21 protein-coding genes are annotated in these 23,986 nt (G+C 63.0%); 9 read left to right on the top strand and 12 right to left on the bottom strand.

Annotated elements, in window-relative coordinates:
• Positions 1-2 precede the first annotated feature (2 nt).
• Entirely contained in the window at positions 3-3,344 is a 3,342-nt protein-coding gene (locus KK488_RS05255; protein WP_214622097.1) for a transglutaminase family protein, read from the bottom strand.
• A 232-nt stretch (positions 3,345-3,576) separates the two neighbouring features.
• On the opposite strand from KK488_RS05255, the gene KK488_RS05250 reads away from it, so the two are divergent.
• Positions 3,577-3,834 carry a hypothetical protein gene (locus KK488_RS05250; protein WP_214622096.1) on the top strand — a complete coding sequence of 86 codons (258 nt, stop codon included), beginning with the start codon at positions 3,577-3,579 and terminating at the stop codon, positions 3,832-3,834.
• A gap of 9 nt (positions 3,835-3,843) precedes the next feature.
• On the opposite strand, the gene KK488_RS05245 is transcribed toward KK488_RS05250, so the two are convergent.
• A complete protein-coding gene (locus KK488_RS05245; protein WP_214622095.1) occupies positions 3,844-4,254 on the bottom strand; it encodes a hypothetical protein in 411 nt (136 codons plus the stop codon).
• Between the two features lie 68 nt (positions 4,255-4,322).
• On the opposite strand from KK488_RS05245, the gene KK488_RS05240 reads away from it, so the two are divergent.
• Positions 4,323-4,925 carry a TetR/AcrR family transcriptional regulator gene (locus KK488_RS05240; protein WP_214622094.1) on the top strand — a complete coding sequence of 201 codons (603 nt, stop codon included), beginning with the start codon at positions 4,323-4,325 and terminating at the stop codon, positions 4,923-4,925.
• Positions 4,926-4,986: 61 nt separating this feature from the next.
• Here KK488_RS05240 and lldD read toward each other — a convergent pair whose 3' ends face one another.
• From lldD to KK488_RS05215, 5 genes are all read right to left on the bottom strand, one after another.
• Positions 4,987-6,132, bottom strand: a complete 1,146-nt coding sequence (gene lldD, locus KK488_RS05235; RefSeq protein WP_214622093.1) for an FMN-dependent L-lactate dehydrogenase LldD — start codon at positions 6,130-6,132, stop codon at positions 4,987-4,989.
• Between the two features lie 31 nt (positions 6,133-6,163).
• Entirely contained in the window at positions 6,164-6,631 is a 468-nt protein-coding gene (locus KK488_RS05230; RefSeq protein ID WP_214622092.1) for a nuclear transport factor 2 family protein, read from the bottom strand.
• A gap of 77 nt (positions 6,632-6,708) precedes the next feature.
• The gene (locus tag KK488_RS05225) at positions 6,709-6,855 is read right to left on the bottom strand and encodes a hypothetical protein (protein ID WP_214622091.1); all 147 of its coding nucleotides are present in this window, start codon (positions 6,853-6,855) and stop codon (positions 6,709-6,711) included.
• 178 nt (positions 6,856-7,033) lie between these two features.
• On the bottom strand, positions 7,034-8,137 hold the full coding sequence (locus tag KK488_RS21270; protein ID WP_432653838.1) for a PEPxxWA-CTERM sorting domain-containing protein: 1,104 nt from the start codon (positions 8,135-8,137) through the stop codon (positions 7,034-7,036).
• Between the two features lie 674 nt (positions 8,138-8,811).
• Entirely contained in the window at positions 8,812-10,716 is a 1,905-nt protein-coding gene (locus KK488_RS05215; RefSeq protein ID WP_214622090.1) for a winged helix-turn-helix domain-containing protein, read from the bottom strand.
• A gap of 368 nt (positions 10,717-11,084) precedes the next feature.
• On the opposite strand from KK488_RS05215, the gene KK488_RS05210 reads away from it, so the two are divergent.
• The gene (locus KK488_RS05210) at positions 11,085-11,387 is read left to right on the top strand and encodes a UrcA family protein (RefSeq protein ID WP_214622089.1); all 303 of its coding nucleotides are present in this window, start codon (positions 11,085-11,087) and stop codon (positions 11,385-11,387) included.
• Positions 11,388-11,409: 22 nt separating this feature from the next.
• Here the strand turns inward: KK488_RS05210 and KK488_RS05205 are convergent, their stop codons facing one another.
• Positions 11,410-11,979, bottom strand: coding sequence for a carboxymuconolactone decarboxylase family protein (locus tag KK488_RS05205; RefSeq protein ID WP_214622088.1), 570 nt, complete (start codon positions 11,977-11,979; stop codon positions 11,410-11,412).
• A gap of 283 nt (positions 11,980-12,262) precedes the next feature.
• Here KK488_RS05205 and KK488_RS05200 point away from each other — a divergent pair, with 283 nt between their 5' ends.
• The 4 genes from KK488_RS05200 (at position 12,263) to KK488_RS05185 (ending at position 17,728) form a co-directional block, all read left to right on the top strand.
• Positions 12,263-13,642, top strand: coding sequence for an MFS transporter (locus KK488_RS05200; protein ID WP_214622087.1), 1,380 nt, complete (start codon positions 12,263-12,265; stop codon positions 13,640-13,642).
• Positions 13,643-14,181: 539 nt separating this feature from the next.
• Positions 14,182-16,707 (top strand): TonB-dependent receptor, encoded by a 2,526-nt coding sequence (locus KK488_RS05195; protein ID WP_214622086.1) that lies wholly within the window; start codon positions 14,182-14,184, stop codon positions 16,705-16,707.
• Positions 16,708-16,779: 72 nt separating this feature from the next.
• Complete coding sequence (locus KK488_RS05190; protein ID WP_214622085.1) at positions 16,780-17,169, top strand: carboxymuconolactone decarboxylase family protein; 390 nt, start codon at positions 16,780-16,782, stop codon at positions 17,167-17,169.
• 43 nt (positions 17,170-17,212) lie between these two features.
• Positions 17,213-17,728: a nuclear transport factor 2 family protein gene (locus KK488_RS05185; RefSeq protein ID WP_214622084.1), complete on the top strand. Its 516-nt coding sequence runs from the start codon at positions 17,213-17,215 to the stop codon at positions 17,726-17,728.
• 8 nt (positions 17,729-17,736) lie between these two features.
• Here KK488_RS05185 and KK488_RS05180 read toward each other — a convergent pair whose 3' ends face one another.
• Together KK488_RS05180 and KK488_RS05175 are read right to left on the bottom strand one after the other, a co-directional pair.
• Positions 17,737-19,095 carry an MFS transporter gene (locus tag KK488_RS05180; protein WP_214622083.1) on the bottom strand — a complete coding sequence of 453 codons (1,359 nt, stop codon included), beginning with the start codon at positions 19,093-19,095 and terminating at the stop codon, positions 17,737-17,739.
• A gap of 21 nt (positions 19,096-19,116) precedes the next feature.
• A complete protein-coding gene (locus KK488_RS05175; RefSeq protein WP_214622082.1) occupies positions 19,117-20,067 on the bottom strand; it encodes an amidohydrolase family protein in 951 nt (316 codons plus the stop codon).
• Between the two features lie 266 nt (positions 20,068-20,333).
• Here KK488_RS05175 and KK488_RS05170 point away from each other — a divergent pair, with 266 nt between their 5' ends.
• Entirely contained in the window at positions 20,334-20,792 is a 459-nt protein-coding gene (locus KK488_RS05170) for a MarR family winged helix-turn-helix transcriptional regulator (RefSeq protein ID WP_349356852.1), read from the top strand.
• Between the two features lie 86 nt (positions 20,793-20,878).
• Here the strand turns inward: KK488_RS05170 and KK488_RS05165 are convergent, their stop codons facing one another.
• Together KK488_RS05165 and KK488_RS05160 are read right to left on the bottom strand one after the other, a co-directional pair.
• A complete protein-coding gene (locus KK488_RS05165; protein WP_214622081.1) occupies positions 20,879-22,072 on the bottom strand; it encodes an LLM class flavin-dependent oxidoreductase in 1,194 nt (397 codons plus the stop codon).
• Positions 22,069-22,881 carry an alpha/beta fold hydrolase gene (locus KK488_RS05160; protein ID WP_214622080.1) on the bottom strand — a complete coding sequence of 271 codons (813 nt, stop codon included), beginning with the start codon at positions 22,879-22,881 and terminating at the stop codon, positions 22,069-22,071. The genes KK488_RS05165 and KK488_RS05160 overlap by 4 nt, the downstream gene beginning before the upstream one ends.
• Positions 22,882-23,051: 170 nt before the next feature.
• Between KK488_RS05160 and KK488_RS05155 the strand changes: the two genes are divergently transcribed.
• Complete coding sequence (locus KK488_RS05155; protein ID WP_214622079.1) at positions 23,052-23,963, top strand: LysR family transcriptional regulator; 912 nt, start codon at positions 23,052-23,054, stop codon at positions 23,961-23,963.
• Positions 23,964-23,986: the final 23 nt, after the last annotated feature.

The raw sequence follows: 23,986 nt of genomic DNA, 5'->3' as shown, positions 1-23,986 counted from the left end.
GCTCACAGGGTCGCGGGCCTGCGCAGATCCAGCGTCAAAGGAAATTCTCCCGTCCTCTCCTCGGGCGGCAGCGCCATCGATCCGGGCGTATGGCCATGATCCTGGAACCGCGCCTTGCACCGGGCTTCCGCCTCATAGGCGTTGATCGGCACGTCATCATAATTGCGCCCGCCCGGATGCGCCACATGATAGACGCAGCCGCCGAGCGAGCGCCCGCTCCAGGCGTCGAACAGGTCGAAGGTCAGCGGCGCATTGACAGGCAGGCGTGGATGCAGGCAGTCGGCCGGCGCCCAGGCCTTGTAGCGTATACCGCCGACCGCCTCGCCATAAACGCCCGTCGGCGCCATCGGCACCCGGCGACCATTGCAGGCGACAATGTGCCGTCCCTCGACGAGGCCGCTGACCCGCACCTGCAGTCGCTCCGTCGAGCTGTCGACATAGCGCACCGTGCCGCCGATCGCGCCGGTCTCGCCCAGCACATGCCAGGGCTCGAGCGCATGGCTGATCTCCAGATCGACACCGCCCGCACGCACCACGCCATGGACGGGGAAACGGAACTGGCGCTGCGCCTCGAACCAGTTGGGGTCGAAATCATAGCCGGCCCGGCGCAGATCGCCGAGCACATCGAGGAAATCCTCCCAGACGAAATGCGGGAGCATGAACCGGTCGTGCAGCCGCGTGCCCCAGCGGACCAGCAATCCCTCCTGCGGCTCGCGCCAGAACCACGCGGTGAGCGCGCGCAGCAGAAGCTGCTGCGCCAGGCTCATCCGCGCGTCCGGTGGCATTTCGAAGCCGCGAAACTCGACGAGGCCGAGGCGCCCGGTCGGCCCATCGGGCGAGAAGAGCTTGTCGATGCAAATCTCTGTGCGGTGGGTGTTGCCGGTCACGTCAACCAGGAGGTTGCGGAACAGCCGGTCGACCAGCCAGGGCAGCGGTGCTTCACCCTGGCCGGGTGCAGGCACCTGCGCCAGCGCCACTTCCAGCTCGTAGAGTCCGTCATGCCGCGCCTCGTCAATGCGCGGCGCCTGGCTGGTCGGGCCGATGAACATGCCCGAGAAGAGATAGCTCAGCGCGGGATGACGTTGCCAATAGAGCACGAAGCTCTTGAGCAGGTCCGGCCGGCGAATGAACGGGCTATCGCCGATGCTGGGGCCGCCGAGTACGAGATGATTGCCGCCGCCGGTGCCGACCGCGCGTCCGTCGACCATGAACTTATCGGCCGTGAGCTTCTGTTCGCGGGCGATGTCGTAGAGCGATTCGGTAAGGTCGACCGCCTCCGCCCAGGTCGAGACGGGCTGGACGTTCACCTCGATCACGCCGGGATCGGGCGTGATCTTGAGCACCTGCAGCCGCGGATCAGGCGGCGGGGCGTAGCCCTCGATCCGCACCTCGATCCGGAGCGCGGCGGCGGCCGCCTCGACCTCGGCCACAAGCTCGAGATAATCCTCCAGCTCTTTCACCGGCGGCAGGAACACCGAAAGATAGTGCGCCTTGGGCTCGACGGTGATCGCGGTGCGCACCGCGCCTTCGATAATCTCCTGCTCGACGCGTTGCTGTCGCGCGGCCTCGGTGTTTTCGCCGCGCGCCAGCATCCTCTGCTCGCGCGGATCGGGCAGCGCGCGCTCCGTGCGTCCGACATGATAGTCGGCGAGCGGCTCTCGCGCCTCGCTGGTGTCGCGGGGATGGATATAGGGGAAGGCGGCCGGCGGCACGTAAGGCAGTGCGCCGAGCGGCAGGCGATAACCGATCGAGCTATCGCCGGGAACGGCATGGAGCCTGCCGCGCCGCACCTGCCAGACTTCGCTCATCCAGCGCGGCACTGCCTGCGCTGCCTGCCAGCGCTGGATTGGCAACGCGAAACCGATCGGATTGACCAGACCATGTTCGAAGGCCTTCTTCATCCGCTCGCGCGCCTCGATGTCCGAGAGCTTGGACTCTTCCGGCGTCACATTGACCGGGAGATCCTCCTCCTTTTTCGACCATTCGATGTCATCTTCGTACACCGGCGCGATGTAGGCGGCGCCGACGCCGAGGCCGGAGGCAATGGCGGCCAGGAAGCGCTCCGCCAGTTCGGTGGTCGCGTTCGGCTTTCCCTCGCCATCCTCCTTCGCGATAAGGCCCGCGTCGCGCCATACCGGCACGCCATCCTTGCGCCAGTAGATCGCATAGGCCCAGCGCGGCAGGCTTTCCCCCGGATACCATTTGCCCTGACCGTGGTGGAGCATGCCGCCCGGAGCAAATTTTTGGCGCAGGGCGCGGGTGAGCTTGTCGGCATAGCCCTGCTTGGTCGGGCCGACGGCGCCGCCGTTCCATTCATCTTCCTGACCGCCATTTTCCGCCACGAACGTCGGCTCGCCCCCCGTGGTGAGCCGCACGTCCTGCGCCAGCAGATCGGCATCGACCCGCTCGCCCAACGCCTGCACCGCAGCCCAGCGGTCGTCCGTGAACGGCTTGGTGATGCGCACCGCCTCGGCAATGCGCGAGACTCGCATCTCGAAGTCGAAATCGACCTCGGCCGGCTCCGCCATACCCTCGATCGGTGCGGCGGAACGATAATGCGGTGCCGCACAAAGCGGGATGTGCCCTTCACCCGCAAACATGCCTGACGTTGCATCGAGCGCGATCCAGCCCGCGCCCGGCACATAGATTTCGGCCCAGGCGTGCAGGTCTACCACATCCTTCGCGACGCCTTTGGGACCATCCACCGGCTCGACGTCGGCGACGAGCTGGATCGAATAGCCCGACACGAAGCGCGCGGCGAAACCGAGGCGGCGGACCAGTTGAACCAGCAGCCAGGCACTGTCGCGGCAGGAGCCGATGCCGACCTGCAGCGTCTCTTCCGGCGTTTGCACGCCGGTCTCCATGCGGATCACATAGCCGATGCGCTGCTGGAGCTGGCGATTGACCTCGACGAGGAAGTCGATCGTGCGGCCCTCATGGCCGGCATGGCTGGCGACCAGCTTCTCGAAGAGCGGCCCCTGCGGCTCCATCTCGAAATAAGCGGCAAGATCGCCGGCCAGCGCCTCGTCATAGGTGAATGGGTAATTCTCGGCATAAGGCTCGACGAAGAAGTCGAAGGGATTGATGACGTCGAGATCGGCCAGCAGATCGACCTCGACCACGAAGCGATCGACCGGGTCCGGAAAGACCAGCCGCGCCTGCCAGTTGCCGTGCGGATCCTGCTGCCAGTTGATGAAATGCCCCTCCGGCTCGATGCGCAGCGCATAATTGGGCACCTTGGTGCGGCTGTGCGGCGCAGGGCGCAGACGAATGATCTGCGGCCCGAGTCGGATCGGTCTGCTGTAGTGATAGGCCGTGCGATGATAGACTGCGGCTTTCAGCATGAGCCGCAATCAACGGGAATATTGTGCAATGCGCAATAGCCAATCCGCCTGTTTCCCACATCCGCGATCGATTTTGGCGGAGTCGCACAATGGGATGCCCTGCTGCCGGGGCCATTGTTACGACTCTATTGAGCCTTTCCGGGAATTTAACGAAAATGGCGCAAGGAAACGCGCGGGAACAGGCGCACTGGGGGAATTGATGGCGCAGGAGCAGAGGCCCCGCGGATCGGAAGTGACCGGCGCACTCATCGGCTGGGAACGGCGCGGATCGCGTCACGGCGTCGTCATGACGCTGCAGATCGTCGAAAATGCGGCCCAATATCAGGACCATCGCTATCATCGCGTGTCCGTTGCGCTCAACGATCGCCAGCTGCGGTCGATGGCGCGCGATCTGGCTCGCGCCGCCCGCTCCCGCGGCCTCGATCTGCGCGCCAGACCACCGCTGCGTGCGAGGATATGGACGCGACTCAAGTCTCTGGTGATGAAATAGACCGTCGCCTCAGACTCGACCTGCCAGCGGCGCTCCCCGGCTTTCGGCCCAGGATGTCCAGGCGACCGCCATCGCCAGCGCAACGCCATATCCCCACATGAGATCGGCCCCCACCAGCATCAGCGCCTTCACGGACGATCCGTAGAGCGCCGGGAACCAGCGAATTGCGACGGCATCGAGCATCATCGCAACCGCGCCGACAATCACGATACCGGGCAGCATCTGAGGCGCGGAAAGCCGGCCGACAAATTTGCACAGCAGGATGCTGATCGCCCCGCCGAGGGGCGCCGTCGCATGGCGCCATAGCGCGCCCGAATAGTCGAGTGACGCCTCGGGATGACGCGCGACGCCAAGCGTCACGAGGCCCCACATCGCGACTCCCAAAACCAGGAGAAGGACAATCTGCCAGAACTTGAGCATGGAACCCTCCGCTATTTTGTAGCACATGCTACATTTACATTTCGTAGCAACTGCTTCAACGCGCGTCAATGACTGACGGGCGCAAGGGAACTGCGGGAAGAAGAGCACGCACGAGCCGGGAGGCGCTGACGGCCGGCATCGCGGACATCCTGCTCGCCGACGGCGTCGCGACCTTGCCGTTGCGGGAGCTTGCGGCACGCCTGAACACCAGCGACCGGATGCTGCTCTATTATTTCGACAACAAGTCCGCGCTCATAGAAGCATCGATCGCGGCGCTGGCCGCGCGGCTCGACGAACTTCTAAGCACTGTCACGCGCGCACCGGACCGCCTGACCCCGGTCGACCTGCTGCGGGAAACGGCGGGCCTGATGGCCGTGCCCGGCATGGCGGCGTTCCGCATGGTCTGGGCCGACATTCTGGCGCGCGGCGGCCGGGGCGAAGCGCCGTTCGCATCGATCGCCCATGCGCTTGTCCAGGGCTCGCTGGCGAGCCTGGAGGCGAAGCTCGCGATCGGCGATCCGACCCGGCGCAGGCGTGTCGCCGCCAGCATCCTCGCCGTCATCGAAGGCATGTGGCTCGTCGGCATGGTCGCGCCCGGCTCGACCGACGGCACGCTGGATATAATGATCGAGCGTTTTGCGGGAAGCTGGAGCGATACCGGCTTGGATTGAGGTTCAACGGGCGTCGTCAGCACGACGTATCAAAGGCAGACCAATCCCGCGTCAATCCGCTTCACAAGGTCACCAGATTATCCCGACCAATGTCCGCTATGCTGGCCGCGCCGCACAGGGTCATGGCGACGCGCATTTCGGCGTCGATGAGCTTGAGCACATGGTCGATCCCGGCTTCGCCGCGCGCCGCCATGGCATAGATCCAGGTCCGGCCGAGCAGCACGCCCTTCGCGCCCAGCGCCAGCATGCGCACGACATCGAGACCCGAGCGGATGCCGCCATCGGCCAGCACCGTCAGCCGGTCGCCCACCGCATCGGCGATCGCCGGCAGGGCCCGCGCCGTCGATGGTACGCCATCGAGCTGCCGCCCGCCATGATTGGAGACGACGAGGCCATCGGCACCCAAAGCGGCGGCTTCATGCGCATCCTCGGCATCCAAAATGCCTTTGATGATCAGCGGTCCGGTCCATTCCGAGCGGATGAAATCGAGATCCTTCCAGGTGACGGACGGATCGAAATTGTCGCGCATCCAGGCGAAATAATCCTCGATGCCAGAATTGCGTCCGAGCACCGGCAGGAGATTGCCGAGCGAGTGGGGTCGGCCATGAATGCCCACATCCCAGGCCCAGCCCGGCTTCACCGCGCCCTGCAAGGTACGGCGTAGCCCGCCACGGAAACCCGGCGCGCCGGCGAGGCCGCTGCGCTGATCGCGATAGCGGCTGCCCGGCAGCGGCATGTCGACGGTGAAGATCAGCGCCGAGCACCCGATCGCGCGGGCGCGGGCGAGCAGATCCCGCATGAAGGCGCGGTCGCGGATCATATAGAGCTGGAACCAGAAAGGCTTGGCGGCCGCCTCGGCGACCTCCTCCAGCGCGCAGGCCGAGACGGTCGAGAGCGTGAAGGGAATGCCGGCGCGCTCGGCGGCGCGGACCGCCTGACGCTCGCCGCGCCGCGCCGCGAGGCCGCCAAGGCCGATTGGCGCAAGCCCCACCGGCAACGCCATCGGCTGGCCGAACAGGCTGGTTGTCAGATCGACCGCGTCGACGCCGCTCAGCACGCGCTGGCGCAACTCGACATGTTCGAGATCCTCGACGTTCCGGCGCAGCGTCACCTGGGCATAGGAGCCGCCGTCGATATATTCGAACAGGAAATGCGGTAGGCGACGGCGAGCGAGCTCGCGATAGTCGATGGCGGATGCGGCGATCATCGCCGCACCCATAAGCCCCCGTTCCGCAACGTCAACGCGGCGGCACGTCGTCCAGATTGGGATTGGTCGCCGGTGTCCCGCCTTCGAACAAGGTCTCGAACCGGCGATAGCTGCACAACCATTCGCCGCCCGACCCGCGCCGGAACCGCTCGGTCAGCAGCGAGACGGTGATCGGCGGATGGGTCGGCAGCGGCTTCACGCCGTTGGCCGCATAGATATACATGTAATAGGTCGCCTCGCTGCTGTCCGGACCGGTATAGCGCGCGCGCAGATTGGTGAAGCAATGGTTGGCGAGGCGCGGTCCCTGGGCAATGCGCCAGTCGTAGAACTGCTGGATCTTGGCCGGGCCGATATAGGACGCGGCAGGACCGTGGAATTCCGCATCATCGGTGTAATAACGTGCGGCGTCGCGGCCCATGTTGAAATCGACCTCATGCCAATAGTCCGCGAGCAGCAATGAAAGCTCCGCGTTGAGTTTCAGCACATCCTGATCAGCCACCGCGCGTCTCCACCCTGTCGTTGCGAGATGACCGGACCTAGAGTCTGCCCCGCGGCATGGTTTGCTCGGCGCGGCAGTCAATGTTGACCGGCGCTCGGCGTGTTGTTGGCTGACCATATCCCGCGAAACGGTCGGGACGCGCCGAACGGTACCCCGACAAAGGCCGTGCCCACTTCAGCCTGGCGCAGCGCGAATGCGATCTGCTCGCGCGTGAACTTCGACATCTTCATCGGCAAAATCCAGCTCGCTCAGCTTCGATTTGCCAGACCTCCCGTTCAAACCCGGATACATTTTACGGGACAAGGTCGACCGCCCTTCAACCAACGGGTCTTTTTGACGCGGAACGGCACCCTTCAATTGGGAGGGGAAGCTCTGGCCGCCGCTACCCCTCCAAACTGAGCGCTATTTGCCGGCCAACGAAAGGAGTTGGGGATTTCTTCGACGCATTACGGCGCCAATGAATGCAAGACCGCCAATCGTCATCGCCCAAGTTGCAGGTTCGGGAACGGCCGCGTTGAAGGCTTTTCCGGCAAGGACATATTGCCCGACCTGCCGACCAAGTAGCAAGCCGGCTTCGTTGTCGCTTGAGAAATGAATGCCGCCCCACAGGCGGCTGTTTGCGCCATCGAGTGATGCCTGATGGATGCCGGTGAAGCTCCGCGTATCACCAGCAAGGGTCAAGGTGAATCCTTCATCGTCGCCGAAAATCGAAGTCAGCACGGTCTCTGCGGCGCCCGAGAAGAAGGAATGCGCAGACGGATAGCTTGGATGATTGGGTGTTGTGAACAAGGGCGACCAGCTTGGGTCCGGGTCGGCCGGATCCTCGCGAATGGCCGTGATCGGGCGCCAGAACGCATATTCATATTTGGCATCAAAGCCCGCGATTGCCGCATCCGCGAGGCTGACCGACAGCAAGCTGAAGGCCCGGGAAAAATCCAGGGTGGAGAATCCCTCATCCTCGCCCACGAGCAGTCCGATCTTTACCCAGGTGACCCCGTTGGCGGCATCCCAGAAGAGCGCGCTGGCTGTCTGATCGGCCGTCCGCGTCGCACTCGTGGCGGATCCGATTTCACGAACTTCGGCGAGCACGGCGTCATACTCCGGGGTTCCCACAGCAGGCGGTGGTGCCGGCTTGAACTGCTCGGAAGAGGTCAGCTCGAAGGTTTTGACGCCTCCCCACTGCGGGAAGGCGGCCGGTGCGGGCGATGTCGGTTTCCAGTTTCCGGGCGTCCCGGTTGGGACATAAGTGACCGACGCTGTTGATCCGTCGTTTGTGCGTTGCGCGACGATTGCATTGGCGAAAGCCGATCCCGTTGCCACGCCATTGGCGCGTGCGACGGGGTCCGCAGACAGGGCAAGGCTTTGGTTGAGCGCTGTGGCGTAATCGGCGGCGTGCAATGGATCCGTTGCGACCAAGACATTATATGCGGCTTGTGAGGCAGCCGCCCGAACGTCACCGCCAAAGCCGCTAATGCCGGTGAGATAGGGACTATCCGGCTGTCCCATGATTGAGTTGATCGCGTCGTGCATAGCAATGTTCATCATCGCCATCACCCGGGTTTGCGCAGGCGGGCCAATCGTTAGGAGCGTCGAAGCGCGCTCGTTCCAGTATAGGATTGGATCCGAGTTGACCGTGATCGTTGCCACGGCGGGGCTGCTCATAAGCGCTGCAAGGACGCCTGTTTGAACCGCCAAACCCAGTCGCACGGAAAGCGCACCCGACTTTCGGAATCTGCTGAGCTTTTTCGTCATTGTCCCACTCCTTGTAAAAGAGCCGCCTGGTTCGACGCGGCCCGAGAGGAGCCTGCACGGTTGCTTGTCGAAAATCCTGGACTGGAACCTGATTTCTCGCTGATCGGGAGGTGATTTCATGACGTTATTGCGAGCAACGGCCTGTTAAACCGGTAATTGGGCACGTCGGGAGCACTGCGGCGCCATGAACTTTGAACGCCCGCGATCCGCCGCGCCGGACGGCTTGTTCACGATCCCGCCTGACCTCGCCCATCTCGAACCATTCCGTCAGGGTGCGGCCCCTCGTGCCGGCGACGCGGTCTAGGCGGGCAGAACGGACCCCTGGTCGTGCTGCGACCGCTTGCCCTGTACGTTCTCGTGTCGCTGGCACATTTTGAGGGCGACACGCTTTCGTGGGACGACATTGCCACGAAATCAGAAAACCGAACCTAAATCATCCGACAGAAGGGGAACTTGCTCTTCGTCAGGCATATATCGGGCTTGGTGCGCGACGTCCTCCAATAGGTCATGAGGCCAAGCTGTGTCGCGACGGCCGGGAAGTCTGGCTCGTTCAGGACGCCACGCATGCTTCGACGCCAGAAGAGCCACGGTTTCCGGGCTGCAACCTGTAAGGCCTGGCGGTTCGCGCCCAGGGTTCCCAGCATGGTTGCTACCGTGTCGCTCTGCTTGTCCTTCGGCAGAGCGAGCAGCCCCTGGATCGCCTTCAGCTTCGCCTTGGGTTCGCCCGATGCCAGAGCCTGATATCCCGCCAAGAGGGCGGCGCGGCTGTCTTCGGGAATTTGAAACTGCGGGCTGCGAAGAACGGTTATGGCGGCCGCATAGTCACCGGTTTCGATGCCGTCGGTTACGGCGATCCGTTTATCAGAATTTGGATTCTTGCTGAGAGCGATCGCCGCCTCGATGTAGGGCCTGGCCTGCTCGCTCCGACCCGTTGCCACAAGCGCGCGAGCCAGGGCGCGCTGGGAGTCGGGCCAAAGGGCGAGCATGTCCGTGGCAGCACGAAATTGTTCGATTGCCGCACCAACGCGTCCCACGCTTTCCAGCTTCAGGCCGTAGCCATAATGTTCGCAGCCACAATCAAGTGGCCGGACCGCGATTGCGCTTTTGAACAGCGCCTCCTGACCGACCCAATCGCGCTGATCGATCAGGTAAGCCTTGTGCGCCAGGGCCTCACTGTTGCTGCGGTCGAGCGCCAGCGCCTTGTCCTCCGCCTGCCGCCCGGCCGCGCGCATCGCCTCGGCGCGCCGGCCGTCACGTTCCGCATCGGCGGTCTGCATGAATCCGTTCGCAACCGCAGACCATCCCCAGGAGAAATCGGGAACCGCAGCGACAACGCGTTGCGCGAAGTGAAGGGTCCTGCTCCCGCCGTAGGACCAATATTCCTGACAATATTGCATATAATTGCTCAGGACCGGATCGGGCAGCGATTTACGATAGGTCGCAGCGCCGGAGAGACCGCAACGAATAACCGTGCCGACATTGACGGCTATCTTGTGAGGAATTTTGGAGATCTGATCGGACGCATAGTCCGTGCTGTCAGACCACAGAACCACGCCGGAACGTTCGTTGGTAAATCGGGTAATCACCCGAATCGAGTGACCGACCGGATAAAGCGTTCCGTCCAGCGAATATGCCGGCGCGGGGCCGGGCGTTGGGGCTGTCGTGGTGGAAACGCCGATCAGGCCGTCGACGTTGAACGCTGCGGTGATCTCGGCATTGATCGATTCGCGCATCGTTGTCGGCAGGTCGGCCGACAGAGCCCGGAAGCCAGAGAGGCGCACCATCATACTGTGTGCCGCTGCGGGCGTTGGCCGAAACCACAACCAAGTGCCAGCGCTCATGACCAGCAGAAGCAGCCCGGCCGCAATTGCCATCGGATGCTGGGCGAAGAAAACCGTCCGGCGACGGGCGGCATGTGCCCGAGATGGCCGGTCTTTTGCCGTGGCCAGAGCCTCGCCACTCGCCGACAGGAGGCGATAACCGACCTTGGTGATAGTCTCGATGCGGAACTGCCCGCCCGCTTCGTTCTCCGCGACGCCCCTCAATCGGGAGACGACACGATTGATCGCATCTTCGCCGACGATCCGTCCCCCCCAACAGGATTGAAGGAGGTCGTCTTTATTGACGACCGCGCCTTCTGCCCGGCGTAACGCGATCAGCACCTGCATGACTCGCGGCTCGATGATGGATGTTCGGGTCGCAAAACGGACTTCGCGGGTCGCGGGACGAAATTCGGCATCCCCGATCTGGAATGATTGTTCATGGGCAAGGACGATTGGCGCGTGCCGATGCCCGATCTCGTTTCCCTGTGATTGAAGCGTATCCCCGCTCATCATGCTGACCTTTTACCAATATAACGGCCAACTAACAGGGCTTCGATAGCGCAGCCCCGATCCAAGGCACCATGGACAAAGGTTAATTTGGGCGCCGCGGTCTCTTCGAGGCTGTCTCTTGAACGAATTGCAGGGATGGCTCTGCAGTCGAACGACGCGAATGCTTCATTTGGGGCGAGAATAGCCGGTTCAATCCAGGTCACGGTGCTGCCGCTAGGTCGAACAGGCGATGTCGTAGGCGCAGTCGGCATTTCATCGGCATCTGATCGGCGCTTTATCCGCTCCTCCTCCAGGACGTCGGGATCGAACCGGTTCATTTCCGAGCCGTCCGAAGCACCGCCGCGACGGCTTATTCGAGGACCGCATCCATGCGCACAGTCATTATCGCCTCAGCCCTGTTTGCTTTCAGCGCTATCCCGCCAGCTCTCGCCAAGGGCGGCGACCCAAAGACCACGATCGTCCGCATTGGGGATCTTGATCTCGCCTCACCCGACGGCCAGAAAATCCTGCGCCAACGCATCGGTCGTGCTCTGGAGCGCGTATGCGGCGCGTACACCGATCCCAATCCGTATGCACAGGACCAGGTTACGGCCTGCCGGATCGTCGCCAGGGCCTCGATCGATCAGCAGTTTGCAGCGCTCGGTCGGTCGAGCACCCTTGCTACAAGGTGACGCTGCCGCCGTTCCTTCATCGTCAACTCATATCGAGATCGGGATCGAGTTCCAGGCCCGGGTCGATCTGCGTTCCCGCGGTGTTCACGAGCATCGCTGCCATCGTGTAGCGGCCGCACAGAAGGATGGCGTCGATGCACTGCTTCTCGTCGAAATTCGCCTTGAGCTGCGCCCAGAGATCGTCGCTCAGATAGAAATCCGCCGTGAGCGCGTCGACGCATCTGATCAGGGTGGCGTCGCCCTCGGTCCAGGCGCCTTGCTCGACAGGCCTCTTGAGCGCTTCAATCTCGCGCCTGTCGAGGCCGGCGTTCAGCGCCATCGAGATATGACGGGTCCATTGATAGCCGGCCCGGCAACGCCACACCGTCCGCATGGTGACGATCTCGCTCTGCCGCTTGCTCAGCGTGTTGTCGGCGGAGAAGGTATGGCTGGCAAAGGCGTTGTAGGCCTGCAGCGCGCGCCGGTGGCGAAGGAAGGTCCGTGCGATGGCATAGTCGGAGCCGGTTTTCCGGAAACGCTCGACGACCTCCTCCTGCTCGGCATCGAGCTCGTCGTCCCTGAGCGGCGGCAATCGCGGCGTTTTGGTGCGCATCAGATCTTCTCCTTCATCATTTCGTTTCCGAGGCGTGTGCGGCTGGCGACTCGATCAACGCGACATTTAGTTCACACATTCATTAAATTGCATGTCCGAGGCAAGGCCGCTTCGTTGCCTTTTCCAGATCTCGACCGAGAGTGGCACGAAGAAATGACGAAATCTGGCGCCGTTCCGGCGCTGATCTATGCGCTTCCGGATACGTCATACCCGCTTGTCGGTCGGGAAAAGTTGGTTCATAGTTCACATGTTAAATAGAATCTGTGAAAAGCGGGAGAGGGCGATGCACGCCGAGATCAAGGCTGGCGATGATGCTGGCGAAGCGGGGGACGTGGCGCGAGCCGGCCTGCCTGGAGCGATGTCGCACAGGGCGGCATGGTACACCGTCGATATGACCGCGATCGTCGGCGTGATGTCGCAAATCGACCGCGGCGTTCTCTCGCTGTTCGTTCAGCCGATCAAGCGGGACTATCATCTCACGGACACGCAGGTCAGCTTCCTGCTCGGCTTCGCCTTCACCTTCTTTTATGCGATCGGCGGGCCGGTCCTTTCGAGCATGGCCGATCGCGGCGTCCGCAAGACCGTGATCGCAGGCTGCCTTGCCGTGTGGAGCCTCGCCACGGCTCTGAGTGGCCTGGCCCAGGGCTTCTGGGGTTTCTTTGCCTCGCGTGCGGTCGTCGGTGCCACCGAGGCCGGCTGCGGCCCGGCCAGCATGTCGATGATCGCCGATGCGATTCCGAAGGAGAAGCTGCCGCGCGCTTATGCGATCTACACCTCCGGCTTTCTCGGCGGCACGGCATTGTCGCTCTTCTTCGGCGGCCTGCTGCTGAACGTCCTGGCTGATGTGCCGCCGATCCAGTTGGCTGGCTACGGGACAATTCACAACTGGCAGCTCGTCTTCTTCATGCTCGGCGCGCCGGGCCTGCTGATCGCGCTCATCTTCCTGCTCACGGTGCAGGAGCCTCAGCGCAAGGGCGTGACGAAAGCGGGCGGCTATTCGCTCCGCGACGTCATCGGCTATATGTCGACCGAGCGCCGGCTGCACTTTCCGCTCGTCGGAGCGCTCTTGCTGATGGGGTTTCAGACCCACGGGCTCAACGCCTGGATGCCGGCCTTCTACGAGCGAACCTATGGTTGGGGGCCGGCCACGGTCGGGATGCTGATGGGCGTGATCTCGCTCGTCGCCAGCACGCTTGGCCTGTTCGCCGGCGCCCGGCTCGCCGAGAGTCTCGGCCACCGGCGGGATGACGCCAACATGTTCGTGCTTTTTCTGGCCCAGACCCTGCCGATACCGCTCCTCATCGCCGCGCCGCTGATGCCGACGCCGCAATTGGCTCTCGGCATGGCGTCGGTCGGGTCCTTCCTCACCGTGATGGGCGGGGCGGGGTTCAATACCGCCATAAACCTGTCGACGCCCAATCAGATGCGCAGCCAGATCGTCGCGCTCTACTTCATTCTCCAGAATGCGGTTGCCGGCTCGCTCGGGCCGACGCTCGTCGCTCTCGCGACCGATTTCGTCGCGCATTCCGAAGCCGATCTTCGCTACGTGATCGTCGGCTTTCGGATCATCGTGTGCCCGCTGACCACGATCTTCCTGTGGTACACGCTCAAGCCCTATGCGGAGCTCTATCGTCGTCGCATCCAGGAGGGTGCGATCGATTAGAGTTCAGCCGCCGGCTTGAAGCATGTCTTGAGCCCCGCGTTTGAGGATGGCGCCGGATCATCCGGTCACGCCACTTCGGTCCGGCGGTTAGATGCCTCTCTCGGTGGTGGGCATGGCCGGTTCGGTATCTTGGTCGATCGCGTCCGGTTGCGTCGGGAAGATCCTCATCCGACGTGAGTCTTCGAGCCACCAAATCACTCGATTTGTCATCGGAAAATTTATTTAACGTGTTTGATAATCTGGATTATCGAGGCGGTGAAAAGCGTATCGCAGATGGATGTCATGTCCGACGGTTATCATAATTATCTAGATATATCAATGTGATGTGATTTTACAGATGAGAAGAGAGCATCACCTCTCCAAGCGGCTTGACATCCGACATCCTCCAGTTATTTATCATGTTATCTTTTTATCGCGACGGGTGAATCGAGGCCCCAACGAAGGGTCGCCCGGCGCGAGAGATCAGGAGGGGAGCCGAAATGAGCAATCGGAGAAGGTTATTCGCAGGCGCGCATGGTCTCTTGGCCGGCACCTGTTTCATGGCGCTTTTGCTGCTTCCGCAAGTGGCGTCCGCCCAGGAGGCGGCGCAGCCCGGCGCGACGGCGGGAGCCGCCGACAGCGGCGGTCAGGACGATGATCAGATTGGCGACATCGTTGTGACGGCGCGTTACGTTTCGGAAAGGGTGCAGGATGCGCCGATGGCGATAACCGCCCAGACCGATACGCAGCTCCAGGCCGCCAATGTCACCAATATCGGTACGCTCGGGGCAGTGGTGCCGAACTTGCAGACGGTGCCCGGCGACGCCCAGTCTGCCGGCACGCCGTTCATTTCGCTGCGCGGCGTCCAGCAGGGGGCGACCTCGAGCCTCGCCGTTCCGCCCGCCATCGCCATCTACACGGACGACGTCTATCACGCGACGACGGCCGGGTCGGAGCTCGACTTTACCGACGTTGTGCGGGTCGAGGTCAATCGCGGCCCCCAGAGCACCTTGTCCGGCAATGCGTCGATCGGCGGTTCGATCAAACTCTTCACGCAGGATCCCAAGGGCGACGGCTCCGGCTTCATCAGCCTTGGCGGCGGCACTCGCAAGCATATGGAAGCCTCCGGCGCGATCGACCTGGGCATCACGCCGACGCTGTCGATGCGCGCGCTCGGGCATTTCGACCGGCAGGAGGGCTTCGGCAATCGGCTCGACTTCACCTGCATGATGAAGAAGCTCGGCACCCCGGCTCTTGCCGGCACGACGCCTTACTTCCAGCCGGATTCGGACAATCGCGGCTGCGTCATCGGCCATACCGGCGGCGGCACGGCGGCGGTCGGGCAAGTCAAGCTGCTGTGGAAGCCCGCGGACAATGTCTCGTTGCTGCTGACCGGCCGTCACCGCGAGGAGGACATGGAAGAGACGAACGAAGTGACGCTCTTCTATCAAAAGATCTGCACGCAACCGACGCCCGAATTCCCGCAAGGCATCGGCGTGCAGCCTTGTCCCTTGTCTGGCACGGGCGCTGTGCTCGGGACGACCCAGCTTTATCAGCTCGCCGTCTTCAAGGCGTTCGGCGTCGTGATCGACAATCGGTTCATGCCGCCGGAGCGCAACGGAGGCATTTACGATACCTACGGCACCAATTGCCGCCCGGACATTGATCTGACGGTCAAGGTTGGGACCACCGGCTTCCCGGCCGGCTACCCGGACGGTCTATGCTACTCACCGAACAAGACGGCGCGTCATACGCAGCTCTCGGCCAAGCTGGAAGTCGGCCTCAGTGACGACGTCAACCTGACCGCCATCGGCGGTTACACGAACTATGCCAACGAATTCAGCTCAAACGGCGATGCGACGCCCTACGGCGTCGTCCTCTCTCACTTCAACAACGTCGACAAGATGTATTCGGGCGAGCTGCGTCTGGACGGAAAACTGTTCGATGGTCGCCTGCAGTGGATCGTTGGCGCTTTCGCCATGAAGCTGGACGGCTACCAGAAGAACCTCAACACCTCGACCAACAGCTACCAGAAGAGCGTTGTCCACGGTGTCGACGATTCCCAGTCCGGCTTCGTCCATTTCGATTTCAACATCACCGATGCCTGGCGCGTGTCCGGCGGCGGGCGCTACAGCTATACCGATATCAACATCTCGATCGACAATCCGCAGGCGCTGTCGTTCAGCGATCGGCACTCGACCCAGAAGCGCTGGGACTGGTTGTTGTCTACCGACTATAAGATCACCGACGATGTGATGATCTACGCGACCGCGGCGACGGGGTCGCGTCCGCCCGGCCTGATCACGATCGTCCAGGACGCACGCCAGGTCGGGCCGACCTCGGAAGAGGAACTGGTCAGCTACGAACTGGGCCTGAAGGCGGACTTTCTCGACCGCCATTTGAGGACCAACCTCACCGCCTTCTACCTCGATTACAAGAAGCTCTCGACCGGCGTGACGGGTACCCAGTGCCTCGCCGAGCCCGGCACGGGGCAGGCGACCTTCTACAATCTCAATTTCACCAGTGCCGAAGCCACGGCGCTCTGCCAGCAGCTTTATGGCTCGCCGTCGATCCGGCAATATAGTTACAATGTCGGCATCCCGGCAAAGGTGAAAGGCTTCGAGTGGGAGATCACCGCGCTTCCGCTCCGCGGCCTGCGCATCGACTGGACCGGCGGCTACAACAAGTTCACCTCGGGCATCACCACGCCGGGCCAGCCGGGCTATCTCTGGCCGGGCAATCACCGCCAGGCCGAGTGGAACATGCACGCCAATGTATCCTACGACATTGAAACGTCCGCCGGAACCATAACGCCCCGCCTCGACTGGAACTGGCAGTCCCAGCAGGACTATGACACGAGCTCGAGCACCCGGCCGCCGCAAGCTGCGTACATCATCCCGGCCTATTCGATGTGGAACGGGCAAATCGCCTATGAATCTCCGGACGGCGACTGGAGCGCGACGCTATCGGGTACGAATCTCGCCAACCGCTTCACTTACTATCAGATGATGGTGGGGCAGATTAACTCGCGTGCCCGCGTCGGACCGCCGCGGGAATGGATGCTCACGCTGCGCAAGAAGTTTTGAATCGCCGCTACTCCTCGGCCCGCAGCGCTCGCGGCGCTGCGGGATTTTTTCCCGGCTCGGAAGGACAAAAAAATGGCTTTCAAGACCGATGATCCAGCGTTCGAGGCCGGGCGCGAGATGCGCCGCACGCTTTACGGCGACGCGGCCGTTGCACGGTTGGACGCCACCGACGACTTTCATGAGCCGCTCGAGGATTATGTGAACCGGGCGGTGTTCGGTGAGACCTGGACACGGGCCGGCCTGACGATCCGCGAGCGCGCCTTCATCACGATCGGGATCACTGCCGCGCTGGGCCGCAAGGTTCCGCTCGAACGCCAGATCATGGCCGCGATCAACACCGGTGCAACCAAGGACGATATCAAGGAAGTCCTGCTCCAGACGACGATGTACATCGGCGTCGCGGGCGGGGTGGAAAGCTGGCAGGTCGCGGCCGACACTTTGAAAGCGATTGGGAAATATTGATCAAAGGCGGCCTGCCCGTGCGCCCTCCAAGAAAGGAACCTGCATGACTGATGCGGCGATGCTTCGAGATATCCAGGACCAACTCGCCGCGGTCGAGCATCGCCTCCAGGCGGTTGAGGATCGCGACGCCATCTACAGCCTTTTCCTCGAGCTGCAGAAGGCGACGGACGGGCGCGACAAGGACAAATATGCGGCTTGCTTCACCGAGGATGGAGAGTGGAGCGGCGTCAGCGGCCGGGCCGTGGGCCGCGCGGAGATCACAGAGATCATGGGCAGGATCTTCAAGCCGTGGGCCAGCGAAAACGAGCGCACCTATCATAGCATTTCCGACGTCGAGATAGATCTGGACGGTGACCGGGCTACCGCGCGGGTCGTCTATCGTCACATCAAGCTCGAAAACGATTTGCCGGTGACCTTCCATCTCGGCCACTATGACGCGGTTCTGGAGCGGGCCGCAGAAGGCTGGCGATTCAAGCGGCGCGCGAGCTATCTCGACCTTCCTTATTTTGAGCCCAAATTCCAGCTCATCGGCCTCGCTGCGGATGGAAATCAGGGGTAGCCGATCGACTAGGCGCCCTCAGGCTCGGGGTCGGCGGTGATCATCGCAGACTCCCGGCGAACCGTTGCAAGAGCGAGCATCAGCAGCGCGACGCCGAGCGGCAATATCGCTTCGAGCGCCAGCGTGAGCTTCAGGGAAAATTGCTGGGCAAGGGCAAAGCCCCCCGCGATCGGTGCGATCACCGCGCCGACGCGCGCGGCACCTCCCGCCCACCCGAGCGCGGTCGAGCGCATCCGTGGCGGATAGATATGGGTCATCATCGTGTTGATGCCGCCCGATCCCCCAGACTGGAAGAAGGCCCAGCAAACTACGACAACGATGAAAGCCGGCGTTCCGAACGGTACCCAGGCGAGCATGTTGAGAGAGATCGCCAGCATCACGTAGAAAGAGGCAAGCAGCAAGGCAGGGCGCGTCTTGTCCATCAGCCAGCCGACGATGAGCGGCCCCCCCACGCCGCCCAGATAGCCGATCAGCGCGACCACGGCGAATTTCTGGATGGGAACACCGGCCATTTCCTGAAAGAAGCTGGGCAGCCAGGTGCCAAGAACGACGGTATTCGTGACCGAGAGCGTGCTGGCCGCCCAGATGAGCGCCGTCGTCGTGAGACGGCCTTCGGAGAATATGTCGACGAGCCTTGCCCGCCGCCCTTTGCTGTTGGCCGATCCGAGAACGAAGATCTCGTCGCCGCGGAGCGACTCGTTGGGATCGAGGCGTCGCACCGTCCCGGCGATACGCACGTCCGCCGGATTGCGCTCAGCGCAGAACTTGAGGGATTCCGGGACAAAGAAGAGGAGGAGCGGGAGGCAGACCAGTGGCACGGCGCCCCCGATCAGGAAGCCGCTCTGCCAGCCAAAATCATCAAGCAGCCAGGCGGCAACGATCCCGCTCGCCGCGCTGCCCATCGAATAGCCCGCCAACGCCACCGCCACGAAGGTCGAACGTCGGCGCAGCGGCGTCAGCTCGGACACCAATGCCATGGCCATCGGCAGGCCGGCGGCCATGAAGATGCCGGCCAGGCCGCGCATCACGGCAAGCATATGGAGACTTTGCACCTGCGTGCTCGCCAGCATGATGATGCCCAGAAAGAGGCAGGCGATGATGAGCATGAGGCGCCGTCCGATGCGATCGGCCAGGGGGCTGATAACGAAGGCGCCGACGGCAAGCCCGACCTGCTGATAAACGAAGGCCGGGGTCATGGCGGCCGAGGTTTCACCGAAATGTTTGGCGATCGCCGGCGCGATTTTCCCGAGCAGTACCAGATCGAAACCATCGATGAAGCAGACCATGGCGCAGACGATCAGGGTGATGCTCTGGGTGACCCCGATCGGTGTGCGATCGATAAACTCTTCAATATCGAACCTGGTCATATGCCATATCCCTTGCCGTGATCAGCCCGCCCAGCCGGTGAAGACGCGCCGCCCCGTGTCGTGGAGCACCTTGCGGCGCTCCTCGTCGGTCAGGAGCGCCGTCGCGTCGATCGCCCGCGCAACCATGTCCTTGTAGGTACCCGACGAGGTGCCGATGTCCGATCCCCACATGATCTTGTCCGCGCCATAATGGTCGACGAGCCGGCGAAGCACCTCGGCGGGGCTGACGCCTTGCTCGCGGATCACATCCATGTTGAGGCAGGTGAATTTGTAGGTGATGTTGTCGCGCGCAGCCAAACCGGGGAAGCATTCGTCGATGCTGAAACCGGCTTCGTTGTCGAACGGCAGCACCGGCAGATAGACATGATCGAGCACGATGCGCAGCCTCGGGAAGCGATCGGCGAGCTGCTCGATGACCTGCATCATCTCCCGCCAGTCTTCCTTCGGTCCTTCGATGTCGACCACCAGCTCAAGCTCGTCGGCGAGTTGCCAGACCTCGAGCGCCTCGGGCGAATTGAGCCAGCCGGCCTTGTCCTCGACGTTCACAGGAAAGAAGCGAATACCGATGATCCCGCGCGCGGCGCCGTCGCGGATCATCGGGAGAGTCTTCTCCTCCAGCGGATCGATGATAATCACCGCCCGCATCTCGTCCGGGAACAGGTCGGCGGCATCCATGATGTAGCTATTGTCGGTGCCGTATATCATGCCCTTTTGGACGGCGGCGATGGCGACCACGCCTTCCTCTGCCATCCACGCGTGCATTTGCTCGGCGGTCGGCTTTTCGTTCGTCGGGCTGGGCCCGTGCATTCCGCCTGCGATGCCAACCGTCCCCGCTCCGAAGGGCGGAAGCTGAGCCCGGCTCGGGCCAGGCTTGCGGGGAATGATGAAACCCTTGCGCGGATAGCGCGCGGGATCGTCAGAGACGAGATGCGCGTGGGAATCATAAATCGGATAGCGCGCGGCATCTGACATCGGACAGCCCCTCCTCGTTGGCTGTTTGACTGACGGATCGGCGGAGATCGGAGATGAGTTTGGCCCATCGTCCTGCGGGACGGCGCGATCGATCAGTTGCAGCAGGAAACTTCACATGTTAATAATCTGCCGGTGGGCACGGGACAAGGGAGCTGTTGCGGCATTGCTGCAAATCCTGAATAGCGTCGAGGACCGGGCAATCGCTCGCGAGCCTGGCTCGCTCATTGTGCGGCAACACGAAAATATGGATCGGAAAGGCGGCAGGTGTGAACGATTCTGGCACAGTCGTAAAATTGCCGGAGTTCGAGGAATCGTTGGCCTGGATCATCCTCGGGGCCAAGGATGCGGTGATTGCGCCCATGCGCTCCAAGCTGAACATGTTCGACATCACGGAGCCCCAGTGGCGCGTGATGCGCGTGCTCAACGATCGAGGTAAAACCGACGCCACGGCCCTTGCCGACGCAGGATTGCTGCAAGGCCCGAGCGTTACGCGCATCCTCCAGCAACTGGAGAAGCGCAAGCTCATCGTTCGCAAGCCGGATCCCAACGACGGAAGGCGGACGATGGTCACGCTCTCACCGGGCGGCCATGCGGTCGTGCAGATCCTGTCGCGTGACGTGCTGCATTACACGAACGCCTTCGCGCAGCAGTTCGGTACCGAAAGGCTCTCTCGGCTGGCCGAGGAACTCAAGGCCCTTACGGAGGCGATCAAGAATATCGAATGAGCCAAGGCCTCGACCGCGCCCCTCGATCAGGCCTGCGCAAGCAGCCATATTGATTATCATGTTAATTTCCTCTCCGATCGCTCTCGTTATCCGACGCCTTCGTAACGGACCTCGAGTGGCGAGACGTCCGGCATCTCCGCGAGGCGGGGCGCGACTTCCTTGGCGATCAGCGTCAGGCTGTCCGCCGTGTCGGCATGGCTGAGCTCCCCTGCCTGTCCCATCATCAGCAGATTTCCGAAACCGCCGACGTCGACATTGAACTGGGCAAGCTGCTCATAAACATCGTCGGGTGTGCCGACGAACATGAGTTGGGCGCTGACATAGTCCTCGACCGATGCGTCGGGGCCGAGTGGTTCGCCATTGCGCAGCCGGGGGCGCATCGCACTCGCCCCGGCCGTCAGGGCCCGCAGGTTCGCCTCGACGGGATTGAAGCCCATCACGTTGCGGAACGGAGCGTCGAAGCGTGGCGCGGCGAGGAAATATTTCCGCATTTCCTCCGCGCGGCGATAAGCTTCCTTGCGATCCGACGCGCAGGCGACGACCGCGAGATAGCCAAGCCGATCGGCGCTTGGTTGCTTGCCGAAAGCCTCGATATAGGCGTCGCGATATCCGGTGAAGACGGAGCGCGCGACAGCGCCGGACAGAAAGGTCGCGCAGGTATAGCCGCGAGCGCCATACATGCGCGCGCTCGATGCGCTCGAGGCGGTGCCCCAGACCGGCGGGTGGGGTTGCTGGACCGGCCGCGGCCAAAGCGCGGAGGTGCGGATATGATAATGCTCGCCCTCCCAGGAAAAGGTCTCGCCCAGGTTGGACATCGCCGCGATGATGAGGTCGTGGGCTTCCCAGAAACGGTCCATGAACTGGGTCGGTTGCCGGTTGGAGACGATCACTTCCAGCGGAACGCCCTTGACCAGACCCATCTCAATCCGGCCGCCGGACAGGCAATCGGCCAGCGCGACCTCCTCGGCGACACGCATGGGGTTGGCGCGATTGGCGAGCGGGATGCCGAGCGCCAGCAGCCGCGCCTTGCTCGTCTCGCGCGCCAGGATCGCGAGCGTGGTCATGACGCTGGTCGACATGCAGGTCGCCGTCGCATGATGCTCGTTGACCATGATGTTCAGCCCGAGCTCGTCCGCGAGGCAATATTCGTCGAGATAGCGATTGAGCAACTGGCCCGCTTCCACGGGATCGCAGTGATATTGCGGGAAGTTCACGCGCAATCCCGCCGGCTCACCCCATGCCGGGTGATAGGCCTGCTCGGAAAAATGCCAGATCTTCATTTCGCTGCTCCCTTGGTGAATTGGCCGATGAGCGTTGCCAACTCGGCCGGCTTGTCGGCGTGACTGCGGTGGCCGGCGCCGGACAGCAGCTTGACCTGGGCCTGCGGCAGCGCGTCGCGCCAGCGCGCGCGATATTCCGGCTCGATCATGGCGTCCTTGTCGCCCCACACGATCATGGCCGGACAGGAAATCCGGTGCAGCCGGTCGCCCAGCTTGGGATTGCACATGTAGGGTGACCAGCCATAAAGGCTGAGAGCTTCGTCGTTTCGCAGAACGCGGCGCAGCCTGGCTTCGCTCATTTCCGGCATGCTCTGCTCGTCCGCCGGGCCGACCTGCAGCCGCGCGCCGAGCTCCTGCTTCGAGATCATGAAAAGATCCGCCACCCAATGCTCGCGCCGCTCGGCCGTCTTGAGTCCGAGCGGCGACGCCAGCACCAGGGACCGCGCCCGGCCGGGCTCCTTGGTCAGCATCTCGCAGGCCACCCAGGCACCGAATGACGTGCCGACAATGATCGGCGCGTCGAGGCCGAGCGCATTGAGCATATCGAGATAGAAATACCCCATGTCATCGACCCGAGACATGCCGGCGGGTCGCTCCGACGCGCCGAAGCCGGGATGGGAGGGCGCATAGACGGAGAAGGATTTGGCCAGCTCCCGCAGGCCTTGCGCGCTCCCCTCTAGGCCATCGATGCCATGCAGGAACAGGAGCGGGGTGCCGCTGCCGGCGCGAAACAGCTCGATGTCCGTGCCGAGGATGTCGACGGTGTCCAGCGTCCCGAAATCCAGACCATCGAGCTCGATCGTGCTCATGTGCATCCTCCCGTTGTGCGTGTGGGGCGAATGTGCAGAGGCGAGCAGGGCGAATCCAATATTTTGATCTTCGCGAAATCCATGCCGATTTGGCATGGAAATGACGCGACGGGGCGCGAGCGGCTCGTCTTCGGGATTGGTGATCCTATGCCGCGCTGTTATGGTTGCTTATGGAGCTCCGTCACCTCAGATATTTTCGCGCCATCGCGCGCGAGGAGAATTTCAGCCGAGCCGCCCAGGCGTTGCGCGTCGCGCAACCGGCGCTCACCCGCCGGATCCGCGACCTTGAGGAAGAGCTCGGCGTCGAGCTGTTCGAGCGTCTGCCGCGCGGCATCCGGCTGTCCCCGGCGGGGCGCGTGTTCCTGACGGAAGTCGAGGAAATCCTGGCGCATGTCGATCGCGCAGTCGATGGCACGCGACGCTATGCGAACGGCAATCTCGGCACCATTCGCGTCGGCCTCAGCGAGATTATCGCGGGTGATGAATTCATCACGCGGAGCCTTCTGCATTTCCGGGAGACGGAGCCGGGCGTCGTCCTCGAATTGCGCTCGCTCGGCGCTCTCCTTCAAATCGCGGTATTCAAGAATGCCCAGCTCGATGCTGGCATTCTCTATGATGCCAATATTGACGAGCATGATGCGACGCTTCTCAACCGGGCGAAACTGGGGCGGGGCGAGGTCATGCTCGCGGTTCATCGCGGCCACCGGTTCGCGGAGCGCGACAGCGTCGGGATGGCTGAACTGGCCGACGAGCCGATGCTGTGGCCCGAGCGCAGGCTCCAGCCCGACTATCATGACCGGCTGATGCGCGCCTGGCTCAAGAAGGGAGCGCCGCCGAACATCGTGCAGGATTGCACGACGAACTCGATCCTGTTGAGCTTCGTCTCGGTAGGCATGGGGATCGGCCCGGTGACGGCGACGCAGCCCGTCGTGGCCGCCCGCGACATACGCCTGGTGCGGATCAGTGACCTGGGCCTGGCCTTCGACCTGCTGCTGGTCTGGCGCAAACATGATCCGTCCGCAGCGCTGCGCCGCTTTGTCGATGCGATGGTGGCGAGGAGCGCGGCCGGACGTGCCGGTTAAGCCCAGTCGGCCGCGGTGATGGC

This window comes from Sphingobium nicotianae (assembly GCF_018603885.1).
GTDB lineage: Bacteria > Pseudomonadota > Alphaproteobacteria > Sphingomonadales > Sphingomonadaceae > Sphingobium > Sphingobium nicotianae.
Note: the sequence above shows the minus strand (reverse complement) of the source record. Positions and strands in the feature narration are given on the sequence as shown.